The organism is Parapusillimonas sp. JC17 (assembly GCF_052180245.1).
In the GTDB taxonomy this organism is placed as follows: Bacteria; Pseudomonadota; Gammaproteobacteria; order Burkholderiales; family Burkholderiaceae_B; genus Parapusillimonas.
In genome coordinates this window covers 3,188,402-3,206,341 of sequence record NZ_CP197474.1, presented here as the reverse complement: position 1 = coordinate 3,206,341, position 17,940 = coordinate 3,188,402, and the positions used below count along the sequence as shown (strand labels likewise).

The 17,940-nt window shown below is 56.4% G+C and carries 19 protein-coding genes and 2 tRNA genes; 14 read left to right on the top strand and 7 right to left on the bottom strand.

Annotated elements, in window-relative coordinates; translation table 11 throughout:
• Nucleotides 1-42: 42 nt before the first annotated feature.
• Nucleotides 43-132 (bottom strand) — tRNA-Ser (locus ACSBPU_RS15410).
• Between the two features lie 181 nt (nt 133-313).
• Between ACSBPU_RS15410 and ACSBPU_RS15405 the strand changes: the two genes are divergently transcribed.
• The 5 genes from ACSBPU_RS15405 to ACSBPU_RS15385 all read left to right on the top strand — a co-directional run bounded on the left by ACSBPU_RS15405 (nt 314) and on the right by ACSBPU_RS15385 (nt 4,309).
• Complete coding sequence (locus ACSBPU_RS15405) at nt 314-1,291, top strand: NAD(P)H-quinone oxidoreductase (RefSeq protein ID WP_442592875.1); 978 nt, start codon at nt 314-316, stop codon at nt 1,289-1,291.
• Nucleotides 1,292-1,413: 122 nt separating this feature from the next.
• A complete protein-coding gene (gene tpiA / locus ACSBPU_RS15400) occupies nt 1,414-2,163 on the top strand; it encodes a triose-phosphate isomerase (protein ID WP_442592874.1) in 750 nt (249 codons plus the stop codon).
• Between the two features lie 16 nt (nt 2,164-2,179).
• The gene (gene secG / locus ACSBPU_RS15395) at nt 2,180-2,698 is read left to right on the top strand and encodes a preprotein translocase subunit SecG (RefSeq protein WP_442592873.1); all 519 of its coding nucleotides are present in this window, start codon (nt 2,180-2,182) and stop codon (nt 2,696-2,698) included.
• Between the two features lie 74 nt (nt 2,699-2,772).
• Nucleotides 2,773-2,857, top strand: a tRNA-Leu gene (locus ACSBPU_RS15390).
• Between the two features lie 186 nt (nt 2,858-3,043).
• On the top strand, nt 3,044-4,309 hold the full coding sequence (locus ACSBPU_RS15385; protein ID WP_442592872.1) for a tyrosine-type recombinase/integrase: 1,266 nt from the start codon (nt 3,044-3,046) through the stop codon (nt 4,307-4,309).
• A gap of 11 nt (nt 4,310-4,320) precedes the next feature.
• On the opposite strand, the gene ACSBPU_RS15380 is transcribed toward ACSBPU_RS15385, so the two are convergent.
• The 4 genes from ACSBPU_RS15380 to ACSBPU_RS15365 form a co-directional block, all read right to left on the bottom strand.
• Nucleotides 4,321-4,575, bottom strand: coding sequence for a helix-turn-helix transcriptional regulator (locus tag ACSBPU_RS15380; RefSeq protein ID WP_442592871.1), 255 nt, complete (start codon nt 4,573-4,575; stop codon nt 4,321-4,323).
• A 707-nt stretch (nt 4,576-5,282) separates the two neighbouring features.
• Nucleotides 5,283-5,633, bottom strand: a complete 351-nt coding sequence (locus ACSBPU_RS15375) for a helix-turn-helix domain-containing protein (RefSeq protein WP_442592870.1) — start codon at nt 5,631-5,633, stop codon at nt 5,283-5,285.
• A 373-nt stretch (nt 5,634-6,006) separates the two neighbouring features.
• Nucleotides 6,007-7,422, bottom strand: a complete 1,416-nt coding sequence (locus ACSBPU_RS15370; protein WP_442592869.1) for a Cu(+)/Ag(+) sensor histidine kinase — start codon at nt 7,420-7,422, stop codon at nt 6,007-6,009.
• A 3-nt stretch (nt 7,423-7,425) separates the two neighbouring features.
• A complete protein-coding gene (locus tag ACSBPU_RS15365) occupies nt 7,426-8,109 on the bottom strand; it encodes a heavy metal response regulator transcription factor (protein ID WP_129968238.1) in 684 nt (227 codons plus the stop codon).
• 284 nt (nt 8,110-8,393) lie between these two features.
• On the opposite strand from ACSBPU_RS15365, the gene ACSBPU_RS15360 reads away from it, so the two are divergent.
• The gene (locus tag ACSBPU_RS15360) at nt 8,394-8,729 is read left to right on the top strand and encodes a four-helix bundle copper-binding protein (RefSeq protein WP_427956395.1); all 336 of its coding nucleotides are present in this window, start codon (nt 8,394-8,396) and stop codon (nt 8,727-8,729) included.
• Nucleotides 8,730-8,818: 89 nt separating this feature from the next.
• Here ACSBPU_RS15360 and ACSBPU_RS15355 read toward each other — a convergent pair whose 3' ends face one another.
• The gene (locus ACSBPU_RS15355) at nt 8,819-9,019 is read right to left on the bottom strand and encodes a heavy-metal-associated domain-containing protein (RefSeq protein WP_442592868.1); all 201 of its coding nucleotides are present in this window, start codon (nt 9,017-9,019) and stop codon (nt 8,819-8,821) included.
• A 311-nt stretch (nt 9,020-9,330) separates the two neighbouring features.
• Between ACSBPU_RS15355 and ACSBPU_RS15350 the strand changes: the two genes are divergently transcribed.
• The 8 genes from ACSBPU_RS15350 (at nt 9,331) to ACSBPU_RS15315 (ending at nt 17,029) form a co-directional block, all read left to right on the top strand.
• Nucleotides 9,331-9,615, top strand: a complete 285-nt coding sequence (locus ACSBPU_RS15350) for a DUF2933 domain-containing protein (protein ID WP_442592867.1) — start codon at nt 9,331-9,333, stop codon at nt 9,613-9,615.
• A 129-nt stretch (nt 9,616-9,744) separates the two neighbouring features.
• Nucleotides 9,745-11,703: a protein-disulfide reductase DsbD gene (gene dsbD, locus ACSBPU_RS15345; RefSeq protein WP_442592866.1), complete on the top strand. Its 1,959-nt coding sequence runs from the start codon at nt 9,745-9,747 to the stop codon at nt 11,701-11,703.
• A 161-nt stretch (nt 11,704-11,864) separates the two neighbouring features.
• On the top strand, nt 11,865-13,727 hold the full coding sequence (locus ACSBPU_RS15340) for a copper resistance system multicopper oxidase (RefSeq protein WP_442592865.1): 1,863 nt from the start codon (nt 11,865-11,867) through the stop codon (nt 13,725-13,727).
• 5 nt (nt 13,728-13,732) lie between these two features.
• Nucleotides 13,733-14,950 (top strand): copper resistance protein B, encoded by a 1,218-nt coding sequence (locus ACSBPU_RS15335; protein WP_442598374.1) that lies wholly within the window; start codon nt 13,733-13,735, stop codon nt 14,948-14,950.
• A 74-nt stretch (nt 14,951-15,024) separates the two neighbouring features.
• Nucleotides 15,025-15,534, top strand: a complete 510-nt coding sequence (locus tag ACSBPU_RS15330; RefSeq protein ID WP_442592864.1) for a cupredoxin domain-containing protein — start codon at nt 15,025-15,027, stop codon at nt 15,532-15,534.
• Between the two features lie 14 nt (nt 15,535-15,548).
• Nucleotides 15,549-16,022 (top strand): c-type cytochrome, encoded by a 474-nt coding sequence (locus ACSBPU_RS15325; RefSeq protein WP_442592863.1) that lies wholly within the window; start codon nt 15,549-15,551, stop codon nt 16,020-16,022.
• A 70-nt stretch (nt 16,023-16,092) separates the two neighbouring features.
• Entirely contained in the window at nt 16,093-16,509 is a 417-nt protein-coding gene (locus ACSBPU_RS15320; RefSeq protein ID WP_108621359.1) for a DUF411 domain-containing protein, read from the top strand.
• Nucleotides 16,510-16,669: 160 nt separating this feature from the next.
• On the top strand, nt 16,670-17,029 hold the full coding sequence (locus ACSBPU_RS15315) for a hypothetical protein (RefSeq protein WP_442592862.1): 360 nt from the start codon (nt 16,670-16,672) through the stop codon (nt 17,027-17,029).
• 414 nt (nt 17,030-17,443) lie between these two features.
• Here ACSBPU_RS15315 and ACSBPU_RS15310 read toward each other — a convergent pair whose 3' ends face one another.
• Complete coding sequence (locus ACSBPU_RS15310; RefSeq protein ID WP_442592861.1) at nt 17,444-17,890, bottom strand: DUF305 domain-containing protein; 447 nt, start codon at nt 17,888-17,890, stop codon at nt 17,444-17,446.
• Nucleotides 17,891-17,940: the final 50 nt, after the last annotated feature.

Below are 17,940 nucleotides of genomic sequence, written 5' to 3'. Positions count from 1 at the left end.
TGGGCTGCCGGTGTATCGAAGGGAGTTGGCGACCCAGGTAGATGGCGGAAGCGGTGAGATTCGAACTCACGGACGGGTTGCCCCGTCGCTGGTTTTCAAGACCAGTCCATTCAACCGCTCTGGCACGCTTCCGTAGTTACTGACAGAATTTCCAAAGGAAAGCTCGATTTTATACCGGCTCGCCCCAACCTTTCAGAAGCACGAGAGTTTAGCCTATGTGGACCGGCTTGTGGGGCGCATTTGCGGAAATCGGGGAAAAAATCGGGATATCAGCGATAATGCGGTTTTGTGCCTTTTGCATTATGGAGACCATATGAAAGCGGTGGAAATTTCAAAGCCCGGCGGCCCGGAAGTCCTTGTTCCGGTGGACAGGCCCATGCCGGAACCCCGGGCAGGAGAAGTCCTCATCAAGGTATCCGCCGCCGGCGTCAACCGCCCCGATGTCGTTCAGCGCAAGGGCAAGTATCCGCCTCCTCCAGGCGCTTCCGACCTGCCTGGCCTGGAGATCGTGGGCGAGATCATTTCCGGCGATTTGGGCGCGAGCGGTTTGGCGGTGGGGGACAAGGTATGCGCTCTCGTGGCCGGTGGGGGTTACGCGGAATATTGCGCGGCGCCCGTAGAGCAATGCCTTCCCGTGCCCAAGGGGCTTACCGACGTCGAAGCTGCCGGCATACCGGAAACCTATTACACCGTATGGAGCAACGTGTTCGATCGCGGTCGCCTGGCGGCCGGCGAAACCCTGTTGGTGCACGGTGGGGCCAGCGGCATCGGCACGACGGCCGTGCAACTGGCCACGGCATTGGGGCATAAGGTGTATGCGACCGTCGGCAGCGATGAGCGCGCCCGCGCCGTCGAGGCCCTGGGTGCCGTGAAAGCCTTCAATTACCGCACTCAGGATTTCGTCGAGGAGATCAAGAACGCCACCGACGGCAGGGGGGTCGACGTGATTCTGGACATGGTTGCCGGCAGCTATGTCAATCGCAACATCAATTGCTTGGCTGACGACGGCAGAACCGTGATCATCGCCTTGCTGGGCGGAGTTAAGGCGGAACTGGACTTCAGCCAGATACTGCGCCGTCGCCTCACGGTAACGGGATCCACGCTGCGTCCGCGCCCGGTGTCGTTCAAGGGGGCAATCGCCCGCTCGTTGAAAGAGCGGGTCTGGCCCCTGTTCGAGGCCGGCAAGATCAAGCCTATTGTTCACGCTACGTTTCCTCTCGAGCGCGCCTGCGACGCCCACGCCATGATGGACGCGGGTGAGCAAATCGGCAAGATCGTGCTTACCGTGTAGCGATCTCGGATGCGGGTGGGCGTGTCCACCCGTTTTTTGCCCGGCAAGGCCGCCGCATGGTAGGCGAAGAGGGCTTTTCCAAGCTACAATGCCGGGTTATTCAATTTTTTTATTCTTCTTCAATGCTTAGTGTTCCCACTCGTCGTCGCCTGGTCATGGGCAATTGGAAGATGCACGGCAGCTTGGCCGCGAACGCCAAGCTCCTGGACGGCATATGCGCCGGTGTAGCTGCCGTACACAATAGCGATATTGCAGTTTGTGTTCCTTTCCCGTACTTGGCGCAGGCGCAGGAAAACCTGCGGGGCACGGGCGTTACCTGGGGCGCCCAGGACGTCAGCACGCATGAGCAGGGCGCTTATACCGGTGAGATTTCGGCGGCCATGCTGCACGACTTCGCATGCAAGTGGGTGCTGGTCGGCCATTCCGAGCGTCGCAGCCTGCATGCCGAAACCGACGAGCAGGTTGCCGACAAAGCCTTGGCGGCGCTCGAGGCCGGCATCACGCCTGTCGTATGTGTCGGTGAAACCCTTGACGAGCAGCAATCCGGCCAGACCGCAAAAGTCATCGCGCGCCAGTTGGCGCCTGTGCTGGCGCTGGGGAAGGACCGCGTTGCCGGCATGGTGTTGGCTTACGAGCCCGTGTGGGCGATCGGTACGGGTCTCACAGCCACGCCCGAGCAGGCGCAGGCGGTGCATGCCTTCATCCGCGAGCGGCTGGCCGAACTCGGTGCGCCGCAAGTCCGTGTGTTGTATGGCGGCAGCGTCAAAGCGTCCAACGCGGGCAGTCTGTTTGCAATGGAAGACATCGACGGCGCGCTGGTTGGCGGCGCCTCACTGATGGCTGAGGAATTTTTACGTATAGCGGCCGCATAGGCCTCGGAGTTTTTTCATGCAATGGTTGTCTCCCGTTTTCATGGCGGTCCAGGTTATTTCTTCGCTTAGCATCATCGTTCTGGTCTTGCTGCAGCAAGGCAAGGGCGCCGATATGGGCTCGTCCTTCGGTGGTGGTTCGGCAGGGAGCCTGTTCGGCGCGGCCGGCGCCGCGAACTTTCTGTCGCGCATGACGAAATGGGCGGCCATCATCTTCTTCGTGTCCACGGGCGGCCTGGCCTATATGGCGCATCATCCCGCGGGCACGGGCTTGATTGACGGCGGCGTCATGCAAGACTATCAGGGTTCGGCCGTTCCGGCGGCTGGCGGCGCGGTTCCGGCAGTGCCCGGTGCGGCCACCCCGGCAACCTCCAGCGTGCCCTCGGTGCCTTCCGTCCCGGCCGACGTCCCTGCAGCGCCTGCCGCGTCGCCTGAAAAGCCTGCGGCAGAAGCGGCTCAGCCGGCGACCGGCTCCGATACTGCGGCGGGCTCCAGCGCTTCTTCGGATAAGCCTGCTGAAAGCGGCGCAAACAAATAGCCTGAATTCCAACGGGTGCCTAGCGCCCCGGGCGCAATACACGGAAAACTGTGCTAGAATGCTGGTCTTTCATCGCCGACGTGGTGGAATTGGTAGACACGCTATCTTGAGGGGGTAGTGGCGAAAGCTGTGCGAGTTCGAGTCTCGCCGTCGGCACCAAGACATAAAATCAGGCCGTTTCATAACGACTGATAAAGTACCTGAAACCCGCATGAACATTAACGTTCTGCGGGTTTTTTGCGTTCAGGCCGTCTCAGGGGGTTTCGGTAAATGTCGGCTTTTTTGGTATGCGCTTTGGTATGTTAAAACTTACATACCATAGAATTGCCCACTTAGAGACTCGACATGCCAAAAACACCCACGCAATTGTCCGATCTAGCGGCCCGCAAGGCCAAGTCAAAAGACGCTGTTTATACCTTGCCTTCGGGGCGAGGCCTATTTCTTCTCGTGCAGCCGACAGGCATCAAGCAGTGGATGGTCAGGTTCCAGACCCCTGAGGGCAAACGTGGCAACCGCATTATCGGTATTTACCCAGACATGGGAATCGCCGATGCGCACAAAGCAGCGGACGGATTGCGTCAACGAGTCCGCATGGGCGAGCCGCCAGAGGGAATGTACGACCGGCGGCGCGCTGAAATGGCCTCCAAATCCAAAGAAGAAGCCGAGGTTGAACGGCTCGCCGAAGAGGCGCGGAAGCATTCATTCACCGTAATCTCGGATGCTTGGTTGGAAGATCGCAGGCCGGGCTGGGCTCCTGCGACCTACGACAAGTCGATTTTTATTGTCCAGAAGCGTTTGCAGCCGCTGCTCGGTCGGGCTGACATGCGAACGCTCGCAAGCAAGGATGTGGTGTCGGTTCTGGTTGATCTGGCGACCGCGACTCCATCCATTGCTGTAAAGGCTCGCCAATGCCTGAATGGCATCGTCGATTACTGTATCGTGCGTGGTATTCGTGGCGACGACCAGCTTTTGAGACTGCAACGCGCCTTGCCCCGGCACCGAGGAGGCCATATTCCCGCCGTCACTAAAATTCAGGGTGTAGGGCCGTTAATACGGGCCATCCTAGGGTACGAGGGCAGGGTGGTGCGTGGAGGCTTGCTGCTGGCCGCTTATACGGCTTGCCGGCCCGGCGTAGTCGCATCAGCGCGCTGGGCCGAAATGGATCTAGAGCGGGCTGAATGGTGTATTCCTGCCGTCAAGATGAAAACTCGGATCGAGCATGTGGTCAGCCTGCCGAAGCAGGCCTTGGAAATGTTGAACGAGATGCGCCAGTATGGCGGTGGCGAATATGTCTTTCCCGGCGTCGGGAAACGAGGCAATCCCCATTTGCACCGCGACGCATTGAGTAAGGCGCTTCGCGATATGGGGTTTCAAGGACAGCACGCAACCCATGGCTTCAGAGCAATGTTGCGCACGGTAGCGCGTGAACGCCTGAAGATCGATATTGATGTACTGGAGGCCCAGCTGGCTCATGCTAAGGCGGATGAGATTCAGGCCGCCTACGACCGGGCCCGGTTTGAGGACGAGCGGCGCGTTGTCATGAAAGTGTGGGCGGACTTCCTGCATGAGCAGGCTGAATCCGCCAAGGTATTGCAGATGAAACGCGCGTAGCATCCGAGGGGTCAGCAGGCAAGTGCTTTGTTGCGCTCGATAAGCGCGTGCACGCTAGCTGCGGTGATGCCGCTGGATCGTTTGCCGATCTTGATCAGTACCAACTCGCCTTCGTTGACCAGCCGATAGATTGTTGACCGCGATACCCCAAGCTTGGCTTCGGCTGTGTGAATCCGGTAGAGAAGTGCTTGATCTGGTGCTTGCTGGGTATGGTATCTGGTTGACGGGTGGCCAAAAATTTGTGACTGGACCTGCTGTTCCTTCATTTCTTCCTCCGTTGGACCTTGGGAAGCACCCTGGGAGAATGGGGTTCAGGATGCTTTCCAAAGCAGGCGCGACCCGCGCCTTCGTGGACGGCCCTCCAAGATGCCGCGATGGGGGCCGGGTGCTTCGATCATTCTCGGCGGAGCCCGCCGCTGGCCCGCTGCTGCGGTTCGGTGGGATGCCGAGAACTGCGGTCTTTGCCGCTGTCATCAACGGATTACGCGCCATCCGTCGAGGGTGGCCTGCCTTTGGTGGCAGTGCCGGCGTCCGTGGGTACGGATCGTCACCAGTTCCCCCAGTTTGCGCCAGTCTCTACCGGCCCGGGGGAGTGATGATTTTTCACCTGTTTTGCTCCTACCCAGGTGCCTGTCGCCCCGCAGTATGCTGACGACTCGGGTAGCCGCGCACTCGCACCGCCCGTCGTCGGGCAGGGCGCGGTATTCATCGGTGTTGCGTTGTTAAAGAGCAGGCTTGGTGCAATCATTACGTATCTAATTAGAAGAGTCAATACAAAACTAATATGAATAAGTCATATGGGTCGTTTAAATTTGTAGACGGTACGCTTATTGTGATTCGGAATGAATCAAACCGGATCGCTCTGATCCGTTGTAGGTCGAAGGCCGGCGCGCAGGATTTTTGTAGCTTTTCAGCGACCATCTAGAAGCGATGGCCGCCTGCGGCGACTCATTTCAGCAACTGTCTAGTTGTCTTATTCCGTTTTGCCTTCGCCGCTGTCCCTGCCATGCTTAGAGAGTTTCATCTCGATGTAATCGCCAATGTCTTCCAAGACCAACGTTGGCAGCTTTGATACGGAGTCCCGCGATATTCCGGGCCATGGCCACTCATCCTCGAACATTTCCCCTTCTCCGGTAACGAGCCATTCGGCGCGGACTCGAAGGGCTGCAGCGATCCATACTATGTGGCGTGAGGACTCGCTTCGGCCGCTTTCTATATGTGCGATGGCACCCTGGGTCAGGGGAGCCTGAACCAGACCGGCCAACGCTTCTTGGGTTAGGCCTCGTTTCGTACGTGCGATACGTAGGCGCTCGCCGATGCTCATGATGTCGAGGGTCAGGGGGTTTTTCCAGTAGTTTGATACATTATGACATGAGGGTGAATCAATATATAACTGTCGATAAAATACTTAACTAATAAAATCACGCGGTTAATCATATGGCTGACTCCAATTTGCGCCATTGTGACAGCTAACGGCACAGCATGAGAGGCAAAGATTGTAAAGACAACGACCTTTCCGTACGGGAGGCAGCACTACCAGCCGTCAGCATGCAGCGCGCCGTGACGCGCTCGTGGCGGACCAGCTGAATGCAGATGGAAATATTGAGTGTGGTTTTCTGATTTCGAGCGCCGTTCTGGAGCGGGGCTAGACTCGCTCTCGGCACTATGCGATAGAGCCATAGGGGCTCAGAGTGCTGCTAGCGTATTGAACGTTGCGCCGCTGGAAACACTACTTCGAACTGGGTTGCATCGGCCGTCGAGCTGGCGCTGACTCGACCCCCATGGGCCTCTACAATTGTTTTCACGATAGCTAAGCCGAGCCCCGAGCCTTCACTGCTGCGCTGGCGCGATGAATCCGGCCTATAGAATCGTTCGAAAATATGGGTGAGGTGCTCCGGAGTTATGATCGGCCCTGGGTTCGCGATACAAACGCTTGCCTTGTCGGCGACGAGATTGAGCAATACCGTAACGCTGCGTCCACGCGGCGCGTAGCGAATGGCGTTCGACAATAGATTACTCAGCGCTCGGCGTATCATGAGTCTGTCCCCACGGACGAGTACTGGGCCGCCGACAGCATGCAGTTGCACTTCGCGTTCTTCGGCCCAGGCACTAAAGTAATCAAATAGCATCTTGATCTCGGCTTCGAGGTCAATCTCAACAAGCTCAGGTTTAAGTAAATTGTTGTCGGCCTGAGCTAGAAACAGCATATCGCTGACCATTTTGGCCATGCGCTCGTACTCTTCTAAGTTCGAATACAGGATCTCCCGATACTGTTCGACGCTGCGGGACTGAGAAAGCGCGACTTCAGTTTGGGTTTTCAGGTTCGTGATGGGGGTTCGAAGCTCGTGCGCAATGTCACCTGAAAAATCGGAGAGACGGCGGAAGACGTCCTCAAGCCGCTCAAGCATTCCGTTGAAAGACATTGCGAGCTCGACCAGTTCAGTAGGCACGGCGTGTGGTTCGAGTCGTATATGCAGCTGATCAGACCTGATTTTTCCGATTTCGCGGCTGATGCGCCGTATCGGTGCATGGCCTTGGTGCACCGCGAGCCATGTAGCCAAAATCGCAATGAGACAGGCCGCAACCGTGATGATTCGAAGGTAGTCCCGAAAGCTGTCCAGGTAATGCAGATGGAAATTGATGCCCGTGGCGACTGCGATGGTTAAGGTGCGCGGTGCAGGGAAACTGTCGGTTCCGGTCCGTAGTACAGCTCCTCGAAATGTCTCGCCGTGGTCTTGCCATATGCCAACCGTGTCGATAGTGATTTTCTCTACAGGCTGAGCGATTTGAGCAAACCTGTCCAAATTTGATCCCGGCGTAGCATAGATTAGGGCACCGGAGTCCGAGGAGATACGATATTGAGCGTTATGGTGGCCGGACACGGCATTGGCAAACCGCTGATTCAATTCGGCACGTGCTATATCAGGCGGTAGCGTGGCTAGCGTGTGCTTCAAGGCCTGAACGACGGCATTCAGTTCATCAACATCTTGCTGGATAAAGTGGTTGTTGATTGACCGCTCTACGATCCAGCCGAATGTGAGTAGGACGACTGTTATGACCGCCCCAATAGAAACGGTAAGCCGTACAGCTAGGGATGCCGGCCGTCTTTTCATCAACTATTCCGGCAGCGTCACGTCGAGCATGTAACCCATGCCGCGTACCGTGTGGATAAGCTTAGGATCAAAATCGTCATCGATTTTGGCGCGTAGGCGTCGGATCGCGACATCAATGACATTGGTGTCGCTGTCAAAGTTCATGTCCCAAACCTGGGAAGCGATCAACGAGCGAGGCAGCACTTCGCCTTGCCGGCGTACCAAGAGCTCCAACAAGGCAAACTCTTTGTTCGTAAGATTAATACGCACGTTTTGGCGCTGAGCTCGGCGGCGCGGAATATCGAGAACGAGATCGGCAATCTGTAATTGATCCTGGAAAGCAGGAGTGGCGCCCCGCCTTAATAACGTACGAACGCGCGCTAGGAGCTCTGAAAAAGCGAACGGTTTTACCAAGTAATCGTCTGCGCCCAGCTCTAGCCCTTTGACCCGATCTTCCACGCTATCCCGGGCAGTCAGAAAAAGTACCGGCGTTGACGATTTCGCATCACGTAGCGCCTGGACGATACGCCAACCGTCCACATCGGGCAGCATGACGTCCAAGATAATCAAATCGTAAGAACCAGTCAGGGCCAAATGATGCCCGTCTAAGCCAGTGCGCACGAGGTCCACAACGAAGCCGGACTCAACTAGCCCTTGGCGTACGTAATCACCGGTTTTGGTCTCATCTTCGACCAACAGCAATTTCATAGGTTCGATCCTGTAGGTCTATCGGCTATCACGACAAAAGAAGAGCGTTCTGCCGTCCATAGTCGGACTTTAGTGCGATGGCGCTGACGGCAACATGACGTGAGGATTACAAAAGTGTAATGCCGGGGCAGAAGCCGTCACGCGCAGAGCTGAGTTTGAACGGAAATGCCAGCATTTATAGGCAAATTACTGCGCGTACGGCATCCAAGTTGCTGCATGAGGGAAGTGGCTCCGCATGACGGTGGCCACATGATGATCACACCTCAACCTCGTTGGAGATCGATATGCCTCATGAAAAGTTTCAATCATGCATAGACGCTTGTTATGCCTGCGCTACGGAGTGCGACCACTGCGCCGTTTCATGCCTCGGAGAACAGGACGTTAAAAGCATGGCGCGCTGCATAAAGCTGGACATGGATTGCGCACAAATTTGCCGCATGGCGGCCAGTTATATGGCTCGGGGAAGTGAATTCGCCCAAGCGCTTTGCCGTCTGTGCGCGGATGTTTGCCAAGCCTGCGGAGACGAATGCGCCAAACACCAAATGGACCACTGCCAGCGCTGCGCCGAGGCTTGCCGCAGATGTGCTGAAGAGTGCAGGCGGATGGCGCAGATGGCCTGAGCGGCCTAACAAGCAGGGCCCCTGCCCTCATGAATGGTGCGGGCAAACCAAAGATTGAGGCCAGGGCGCATCACAGCACCTTGGCCTTTTTAAGCTTTACGCGACGGACTGTAACCCGCCGCGCGAATAGCTTGTTCTACTACGCCTGCATCACGAGCCCCTTCCACGCGTACGGCGTGTTCGGCCAGGTCAATCGAAATGGTAGCTTCGGGTGCGGCGTCTTTGACAGCCGCAGTGACAGCGCCCACGCAGTGTCCACAGGTCATGTCGTTTACTTCAAACTGAATCATTTTTTCCTCTCTTCGTTACTCATCAAACCGAATAACTGTAGGTTAAACATTCCCATAGTGGCAATGTCAACAGATACCGTGGTTTTTGCGGCCCGTTGTAAATAGAGAATGCTTTGCCCCGCGCAAGGCGGTGCAATTAAAGCAATACGAGTGCTTTGTACATATAGCAACTAAATTATTGCTTCCCTGAGCTCTTCTCCAAAGATGACAAAGATGTAATGCCCACGCCATCTTTCTGACAGCGACGGACCGTTACAGTGAGCTCGTCGCTAGATTGAGCTCCAGCGACGCAAGTACAAGGAGAGCCCACAATGAAATGCGATATGAAAGCGATGTTGAAAGGCGGCCTCGGACTGGCCGCGCTGATTGCAGTGGCGTACGCGGCCTTGCCTGACGCGCGGGAGTGGATTGCTGCGGTGAGCCCATTCTTATTCTTTTTGATCTGTCCGCTGATGATGTTTTTCATGATGAAAGGCATGCAGTCGTGTCACAGCGATAACGGTTCAAAGAACGGTAGACCCACTCAAGCACCACTACTGGAAGGGACTAATGCCGGCGGGCACCCGCGTCCGCTGAACCGTCGTAAAGCGCCTTGATGCTTGAGCGGACCATGGGGACCAGACTCACGCGAATAGTCCTCCTAGCACTAGCGGCAATTGGCTTGGTCGCCATTTTCGCCTTCGTTTTCATGGGCATTATGATGTTTTGGATGATGAGTAGTTGAAGTGAAATCGATCCGTTTGATGACAGCCCTGCTCGTACTGTCACTGGCGTGGCTACCTGGTATTAGTCCAGCGGAATTCTCTGCAATACCGGCCAGCTCCACGAGTATTACGGCCTCAGACTCTGGCTCCTCGACTCAGGGCCTCTTCGATTCTTTGCGTGATTGGTTTGGTGATGAGGGTGCTAACCAAGAGCTCTTGCCGCCAGACGAAGCGTTCAAAGTCTTCGTGAGGGCCCGCGACGCCGATACGCTGGTCGCGATGCTCACTGCAGCAGAGGGCTATTATCTTTATCGGGACAGGATCGCGTTTGATCTTCAGGAGTCGTCCGACGCAGCGATCAAGAACGTCGTGCTGCCTGAAGGTAAGGTCAAGGATGATCCCACCTTCGGTCAGGTCCAGGTGTACTACGGGTCCGTTCAGATCCCAATTACGTTGAATCGCCCGTCCGGATCCATTTCGGAGGCGCTGGTTCTGCAAGCGTCCTATCAAGGCTGTAACGATCCCACCGGTGTCTGCTATCCGCCGATAGAGAAGACGCTGTCCGTACCCCTTGTCGGGGTAGCTGACTCAAGTTCCGACTCTGGCGATGTGAGCCCCATGCCAGCACCGGCACGTAGCAGCGGAGCCCAGAGCGCAGCTGAGGTCCCGGTGTCGGAGACGAACCTCATTCGAGATCTATTCGCCCAAGATAATGCGTGGGCGCTCATTGCTGCATTCTTTGGGTTTGGCTTGGTTCTGGCGTTTACGCCCTGCATGCTTCCCATGATTCCAATTCTGTCGGGAATGATTATTGGGCAAGGGCGCTCGATAAGCCGCCGCCATGCGTTTGGCCTTTCTTTGGTTTATGTGATGGCCATGGCCGTTACCTATGCGCTCGCCGGTGTGGGCGCAGGGTTAGCGGGCACAATGCTCTCGGCCTACCTGCAAAACCCATGGGTGCTGGGCAGTTTTGCCGCCGTCTTCGTGCTGCTCGCGCTTTCCATGTTCGGTTTTTATCAGCTGCAGATACCCGCTTCCATTCAGACCCGCCTAGCGGGCGCCGCAAACCGGTCTGCCGGCGGCAGGGTCTTGAGCGTATCCGTTATGGGTGTGTTGTCCGCCATTATTGTCGGGCCATGCGTTGCGGCGCCGCTGGCTGGAGCACTGCTTTACATTGGGCAGACAGGAGATATTGTGCTGGGTGGTTTGGCGCTTTTCTCGCTCGCCATAGGGATGGGGGTCCCGCTTCTGATTTTTGGCACCACAGCGGGCGCACTGTTGCCAAAAGCTGGTCCGTGGATGAAGTCCGTGCAGCACTTTTTTGGCGTCACGATGCTGGCTGTGGCCATCTACCTGATTTCCCCGGTCATACCTGCTGTCGTCCATATGAGCTTATGGGCGGTCTTGCTCATTATTTCCGCGATGTACCTGAGGGCATTGGATCCCCTGCCTGACGGCTCGCCTGGCTTTGTGCGTTTGGGCAAAGGGGTTGGGGTCATTGCACTCGTTTCGGGCCTTGCGTTGCTCATTGGCGTGCTGTCAGGCGGCCGCGATGTTCTGCAGCCGCTGGACGGTTTAAGAGTTCCAGGTGCTTCAGCCGCGCAAAATATCGGCTCGCCCGAGCTGAAGTTTAAAAAAGTTGCGAGCCTTGCTGACCTCGAGTCCGAAGTCCAAGCGGCCGAAGGTCGCTACATCATGCTCGATTTCTGGGCAGATTGGTGCATCTCATGCAAGGAAATGGAGCGTTTCACGTTTACAGACGCTCAGGTAAGAAAGCGTCTCAAAGACGTTGTGCTGCTTAAGGCCGATGTGACGGCAAACAACGCAGACCATCAGGCACTGCTTAAACGTTTTGAGTTGTTCGGCCCCCCCGGCATCGTCTTTTTCGATAGACAGGGTATGGAGATCGATTACCAAGTCATCGGGTTTCAGGCGCCAAAGAAATTTTTGCGTTCATTGGATTCCGCAATACCTCTCTAATGGCCCGGGGTGCGATCCGGTCCATGGATTACAAAAAAGTAATGGAGCCGTCATTAGTGCGACAGCTCTACTTGATTAAAGTTAAGAAATGACGCCCTGTCGCTTCAATTGAACTGGCAGACGCCGTTTCTAATAACGACTTACTACAGGATTCTCTCCGCGTGAAACGCTCTACTACGCTAGCCGTTCCCCTCCCGGCCGTACCTCGCCGCCGTTTTGTGCAAGGCCTTGTGGCCGGAGGCGTGTTGCTGGGCCTGTCGCCATTTGCCCGTGCCACTGGAATGCAATCGGGCGGAACGAGTACTGGTTCAGCCGCTGTACTGACTGGGACCCAGTTCAATCTGGAGATCGGTGAATCACCCGTGAATTTCACTGGTAGCCCTCGTATGGCGACGACGGTCAATGGCTCGCTGCCGGCGCCCACGTTGCGTTGGCGTGAGGGGGATACCATCACCATTCGCGTCAAGAACCGCCTGAACGAAACCACCTCAATCCATTGGCACGGCATCATCCTGCCGTTTCAGATGGACGGAGTGCCCGGGATCAGCTTTACGGGGATCCCGCCCGGCGAAACGTTCACGTATCGGTTTAAAGTGCAGCAAAGCGGCACGTATTGGTATCACTCGCACTCGGGCATGCAAGAGGCCACAGGGGTCTATGGGGCGATCATTATCGACCCGGCGCAAGCTGACCCCATACGGGCCGATCGCGAGTACGTCGTCCAACTCTCTGATTGGACCGACGAGGATCCGATGCGGGTCCTGGCCAAGCTCAAGATGCAGGGCGACTACTACAACTACAACCAGCCCACGGCCGTCGATTTCTTTCAGGATGCCTCCCAGATGGGCCTGAAAGCGGCTATCGACAAGCGCAAGATGTGGAACGAGATGCGCATGAGCCCCACGGATTTGGCCGATCTGTCCGCGAACGTGCTGACCTACCTGATGAATGGTACGACGCCAGCGGGCAACTGGACGGGGCTATTTCGACCTGGAGAGCGGGTGCGGCTGCGCTTTATCAACGGCGCGGCTAATACTTTCTACGATGTACGCATCCCGGGCCTTCAGTTGACCGTCGTTCAAGCCGACGGGGTCAATGTGGAGCCCGTTACGGTGGACGAGTTCCGATTCGGGCCCGGGGAAACCTACGATGTACTGGTGCAGCCGAAGGACGACGCTTACACCGTTTATGCGCAAGCAATGGACCGCACGGGATATGCGCGCGGTACGCTAGCCACGCATGCTGGTCTCGAAGCGCCAGTACCGGCGCTTGACCCCGTGGAATGGTTGACCATGGCGGACATGATGGGCGCTATGGGCGGGGGCATGGCAGGAATGAATCATGGCGCAGCCAGCCAATCGTCCGGTGGCATGAACCATGGAGGCATGACCGGAATGGGCCACGGGAATATGGCTGGGATGAATCACGGCAGCATGCAAGGTATGAATCACGCAGGCATGTCAGGCATGGACCACGGCGCGATGTCTGCGGCCGGCGCCAGCCCTCAGGTGCGCCATGCCAGGACCGAGTACGGCGCAAGCACCGATATGCGGGTCGACATGCCTCGTACCAACCTAGACGACCCAGGCATCGGTCTGCGCAATAACGGCCGACGCGTGCTAACGCTGTCCGATTTGCACACCGTGGGCGGGCCAATGGACCCGCGCGGCGCAGAGCGTGAAATCGAGCTCCATTTGACCGGCAATATGGAGCGCTATACCTGGTCGTTCGATGGCGTCGAGTTCGGAAAATCAACCCCGGTTCATTTCCGTTATGGCGAACGGGTCAGAGTCATCTTGCACAACGACACCATGATGACGCACCCCATGCATCTGCACGGGATGTGGAGTGAGCTGGAAACGCCAGACGGCCAATTTCAGGCGCGACGCCACACGATACCCGTGCAGCCTGCTCAGCGTATCAGCTTTCTTGTGACCGCCGATGCGCTCGGACGCTGGGCGTGGCATTGCCATCTGATGTTGCATATGGATGCAGGGATGTTTCGCGAAGTGGTGGTGGCATGAAGACAATGAACGACACGTTAGGCATCCCGGTCATGAACAATCAATTGAAGAAGAAGTTTCTTGCGGCGACCATCGCTACAGTGGGAGTGATGCCCGTGCTTGCCTATGCGCAGACGCATGCGGGCCATGCCGGCCACACCTCTGAGCCGTCAAAGGCGAGTGCACCGGCGACAGCTCCAGGCATGAATCACGGCTCCATGAACATGTCCGATATGGATCATGGCTCAATGGGTATGCCAGGTATGGATCACGGCTCGATGGACATGTCCGGTATGGACCATGGTGCGGGGAAAGTCCCAGCACAAAGCCATGAAGCCATGAAGATGCCTATGACGCAGGCTGGCACGAGCGAAGATGCTTCCGCCATGCCGGGGATGATGCACGGCCAGTCGAGTTCTAATGCGCCGGCCTCTGCCCACGACATGAGCGCGATGGATCATGGCAGTGGCGAAATGGATCACGGCGATATGCAAATGCAAGGCGGATCGCCGCCGCCGGATGCCCGTGATCCGGACGCGTACTCCGATGGCTACGTCCGCAATGCCGGAAAATATGCGTTGCCGCCGTCAGATGCGCTAGTCATGTCCGACATGCACAACTTCGGCTCCGTCAATTTTGACCGGTTGGAATACGTCAGGGCGCGCGGCGAGGAATGGGTGGCCTATGAAGGCGAGGCCTGGTACGGCAGCACTTACAACCGCGCCGTGATCAAGGCCGAAGGCGAAGTGGCGGGCGGTAAGCTGCAAGAGTCTGAGACACAACTTCTGTGGCGCCATGCAGTTTCTACGTTTTGGGATACGGAACTGGGTTTTCGTTTCGATCATGGCCAAGGCGTGCCGAACCGGGAATGGTTGGCATTTGGCTTTAAAGGGTTAGCGCCTTACTGGTTTGAAGTCGATGCCACCGCCTATGTTGGCTCGAGCGGCCGCACCGCTTTGGCGCTGAAGGCCGAGTACGACATCCTGCTGACTCAGAAGCTGTACCTCCAACCAAGCGTCGAGGTGAATTTCTATGGCAAGGACGATGAACGCTGGGGCATTGGCAGCGGCTTGACAGACGGCACGGCGGGCTTGCGCCTCAAGTACGAAGTCACGCGTCAGTTTGTCCCGTACGTTGGCGTCGAATGGTCCAGCAAGTTTGGAAAAACGGCGGACTACGCACGGGCAGCGGGCGACTCCAAGCAGGAAACCCGTTTTGTGGCCGGTTTGAGCTTTCGCTTCTGAAGTCGCCTTTCACCTTTTCACATGGGCGGCTTGAAAAGGCAGCCTGCTAAAGCAAATCTCAAGAGAGTATTGATATGAAAAAGACCCTTTCTATTCTGGCTTTGAGCGTACTTCCGACCCTCGCATTAGCTGCCGGCAACCATGGCGGGGGGCATGGCGCACCGGCGCACGGCATGCCCGGTCACGATATGTCCACCATGTCGAATGCACCTTCGCCAACTGGTCAGCCTGGAGATCCGGCTAAAGTTACGCACACGATTGAACTGACGATGGACGACACCATGCGGTTTACGCCTGGTGACATCCAGGTCCGCGCCGGCGAGACCGTCCGCTTCTTTATCAAGAATACTGGGAAAATCCCCCATGAAATGGTGATCGGCTCCATTGCCGATCTGAAGGCCCATGCGGCCGAAATGCAGAAAATGCCGGGGATGCAGCATTCGGAACCGAATATGATCACATTGGGCCCGGGTAAGATTGGCGGCTTGGTGTGGCAGTTCGACCAGGCGGGCACTGTCGATTTCGCTTGCCTGATTCCTGGGCACATGGAAGCTGGAATGGTCGGCAAGGTAAAAGTCAGCTGATCTAGCGCATTCAAATGACACGGAGAAAATTGGTCTTTGGAGTGGTTGGCGTCGTCATAATCGGAGCCGCCGCCGTCCTTTACAGCACGATTCGGCCATCTGGCCCGGCATTCATCGACCCTGCGGACCCCTCCCTTGTGATTCAGGGCAAGGCGATCTATGCGAACAATTGCGCAGCCTGCCATGGCGAGGCCCTGCAAGGCCAGCCGAACTGGCGTGAACGCATGTCCAATGGCAGGCTACCTGCACCGCCCCATGACAAGACCGGCCATACCTGGCACCATCCCGATGCGATGTTGGTCGATATGGTGAAAAACGGTCTGGTCCCTGGGAAGACAGCACCTCCAGGCTATGTAAGCGACATGCCCGCGTATCGCGACATCCTCAGCGACCAGGAGATCATTGCGGTACTGGCTTATATCAAGAGCACTTGGCCTCCTAAGGTTCTCGAGGCACAGAAGGAAGTTACTTTGCAACGGCAGAACTAAGCTGCTTGGTTGTGGTCTTTATCTATACTATGAATCATTCAAGATCTACATTTTTGCTGGAGCAGGTTTCATGAAACTATGGCTAACAGCGGCTGCCTTATCTGTCGCGTCATCCTTTGCACAGGCTGCCGGCACGGCCATTACCGTATATCAGGACCCCAATTGCGGCTGCTGCACCGGATGGGTCGAGCATATGCGGGATGCTGGCTTTGATGTTACGGCGATCAAAACAGCCGACATGGCTTCAGTCAAGCAAAAACTCGGTGTGCCACCAAAGCTTGGATCGTGCCATACAGGCGTGGTAAACGCCACCGGCCAGATCATAGAAGGGCATGTGCCCGCCAATGCAGTCAACAAGTTGCTCGCTGACTCGTCGGTGAAGGGCGTGTCGGCGCCTGGCATGCCGTTGAATGCGCCGGGCATGGGGGAGCTGGACGGCAATTTAGTTACTGTCGACTTTAACGGTAAACCATTTTCTAAGGACTAAAATCTACAGACGAGCAACGATATAGCCGGGTACGCCACGATTGGTACGCATTTGCTGCTCTGACGCTGGAAGATACTACACCTCCACACCTACATCTCTCTTGCGCCACAAGTTCAAGCCGGTTCGTGAAAAGTCAATTTTTTGAATTTAGGAGATCAAAATGAATATGAAAGCACTATTTATTGCGCCCATTACGGCGCTCTTGCTGGGCGTAAGCGTTGCGGGAGTAGCAGCGACTCCCAGCGGCGATGGCGCCACCACGGGCATGAGAGCTGGACCAGGGATGATGCAAAATGGTGACGCGGCGCAGATGGGTCAGATGAAGCCAGACACAATGAAAGATCACGGCATGATGGGCGGCGGCATGATGGGGATGATGGGCAGTTGCCCTATGATGAGCGCCGCTAGCGGCGCCAATGGCAAAGTGATGATGCAGATGCATGGCGAGATGATGCGTGCCATGGGCGACATCATGATTAAGTATGCCGATAAGCTTGAAGTGCCATCCTCACCTCAATAACGAGACCTGAGTCCAAATCGAAGACCTGTCAAGAAACCGATTTCGATGGCTTTGGATGCGCTGCGAGCCACTTTTCATGGGGCGTCGGTTGCCAGATGCCGGCGCTAACCGGAGACCACCATCCCGCAGCATCATTGGAGACGATGGAGCGGTCGCTTAAGCAAGCCATTTGCCTTCGGCACCCTGCGCACTTCGCTTTGCATTGATGAGCAGTCGCGCGATCACAGTCGCCAATGCGATTGGCAGAGCGCCTGAGACCAACGCGACGCTGTAGACCCAGGTCAGCGCATCGCTGTCTGATGTAGAAGTTCCGGAATTCAATCCTGCGCAGTTAACCACGCAGTCAAATGAGTTTTGTTGCTTGCAGCTTATTCCTGTCACTCCGTTGGTCTCACTTGCGACTCAGATGCGGACTTATTTCTCGAGATCATTGATAAGCGCTTTCATCTCTTCGATTTCCCTTCGCTGTGACTCGATGATTTGACCGGCTAGCTCACGAACACGCGGATCTGAGAGATTCGCTCGTTCGCTGGTCAAGATTGCGATGGAATGATGTGGAATCATTGCCTTCATCCAAGAAACGTCCTCGATGGTTGTCTGACTACGCACAAGCCAGAGCGCAAGGACGAATACAACCGCGCTTCCGGCAAAAATCCCGATATTCACCCGGCGATTCTGATGCATGTTCAGCATGAAGGCCAGCATGATGATCGCCATCGCAGCGCCCATCAGCAACGCCATGTAGACGCGCGTCTCACTAAAAAATACGTCGGTCAGCTCATACGTATTCAAATACATAAGGCCGAACATGATGATGGTTGAGGTGCCTATCATGGCGGCAAATCGAAGGTATTGGCGCATGGCGGAACTCCTGTTTTACGTAAAGATTTGCTATTTCTCCAAACACGTCA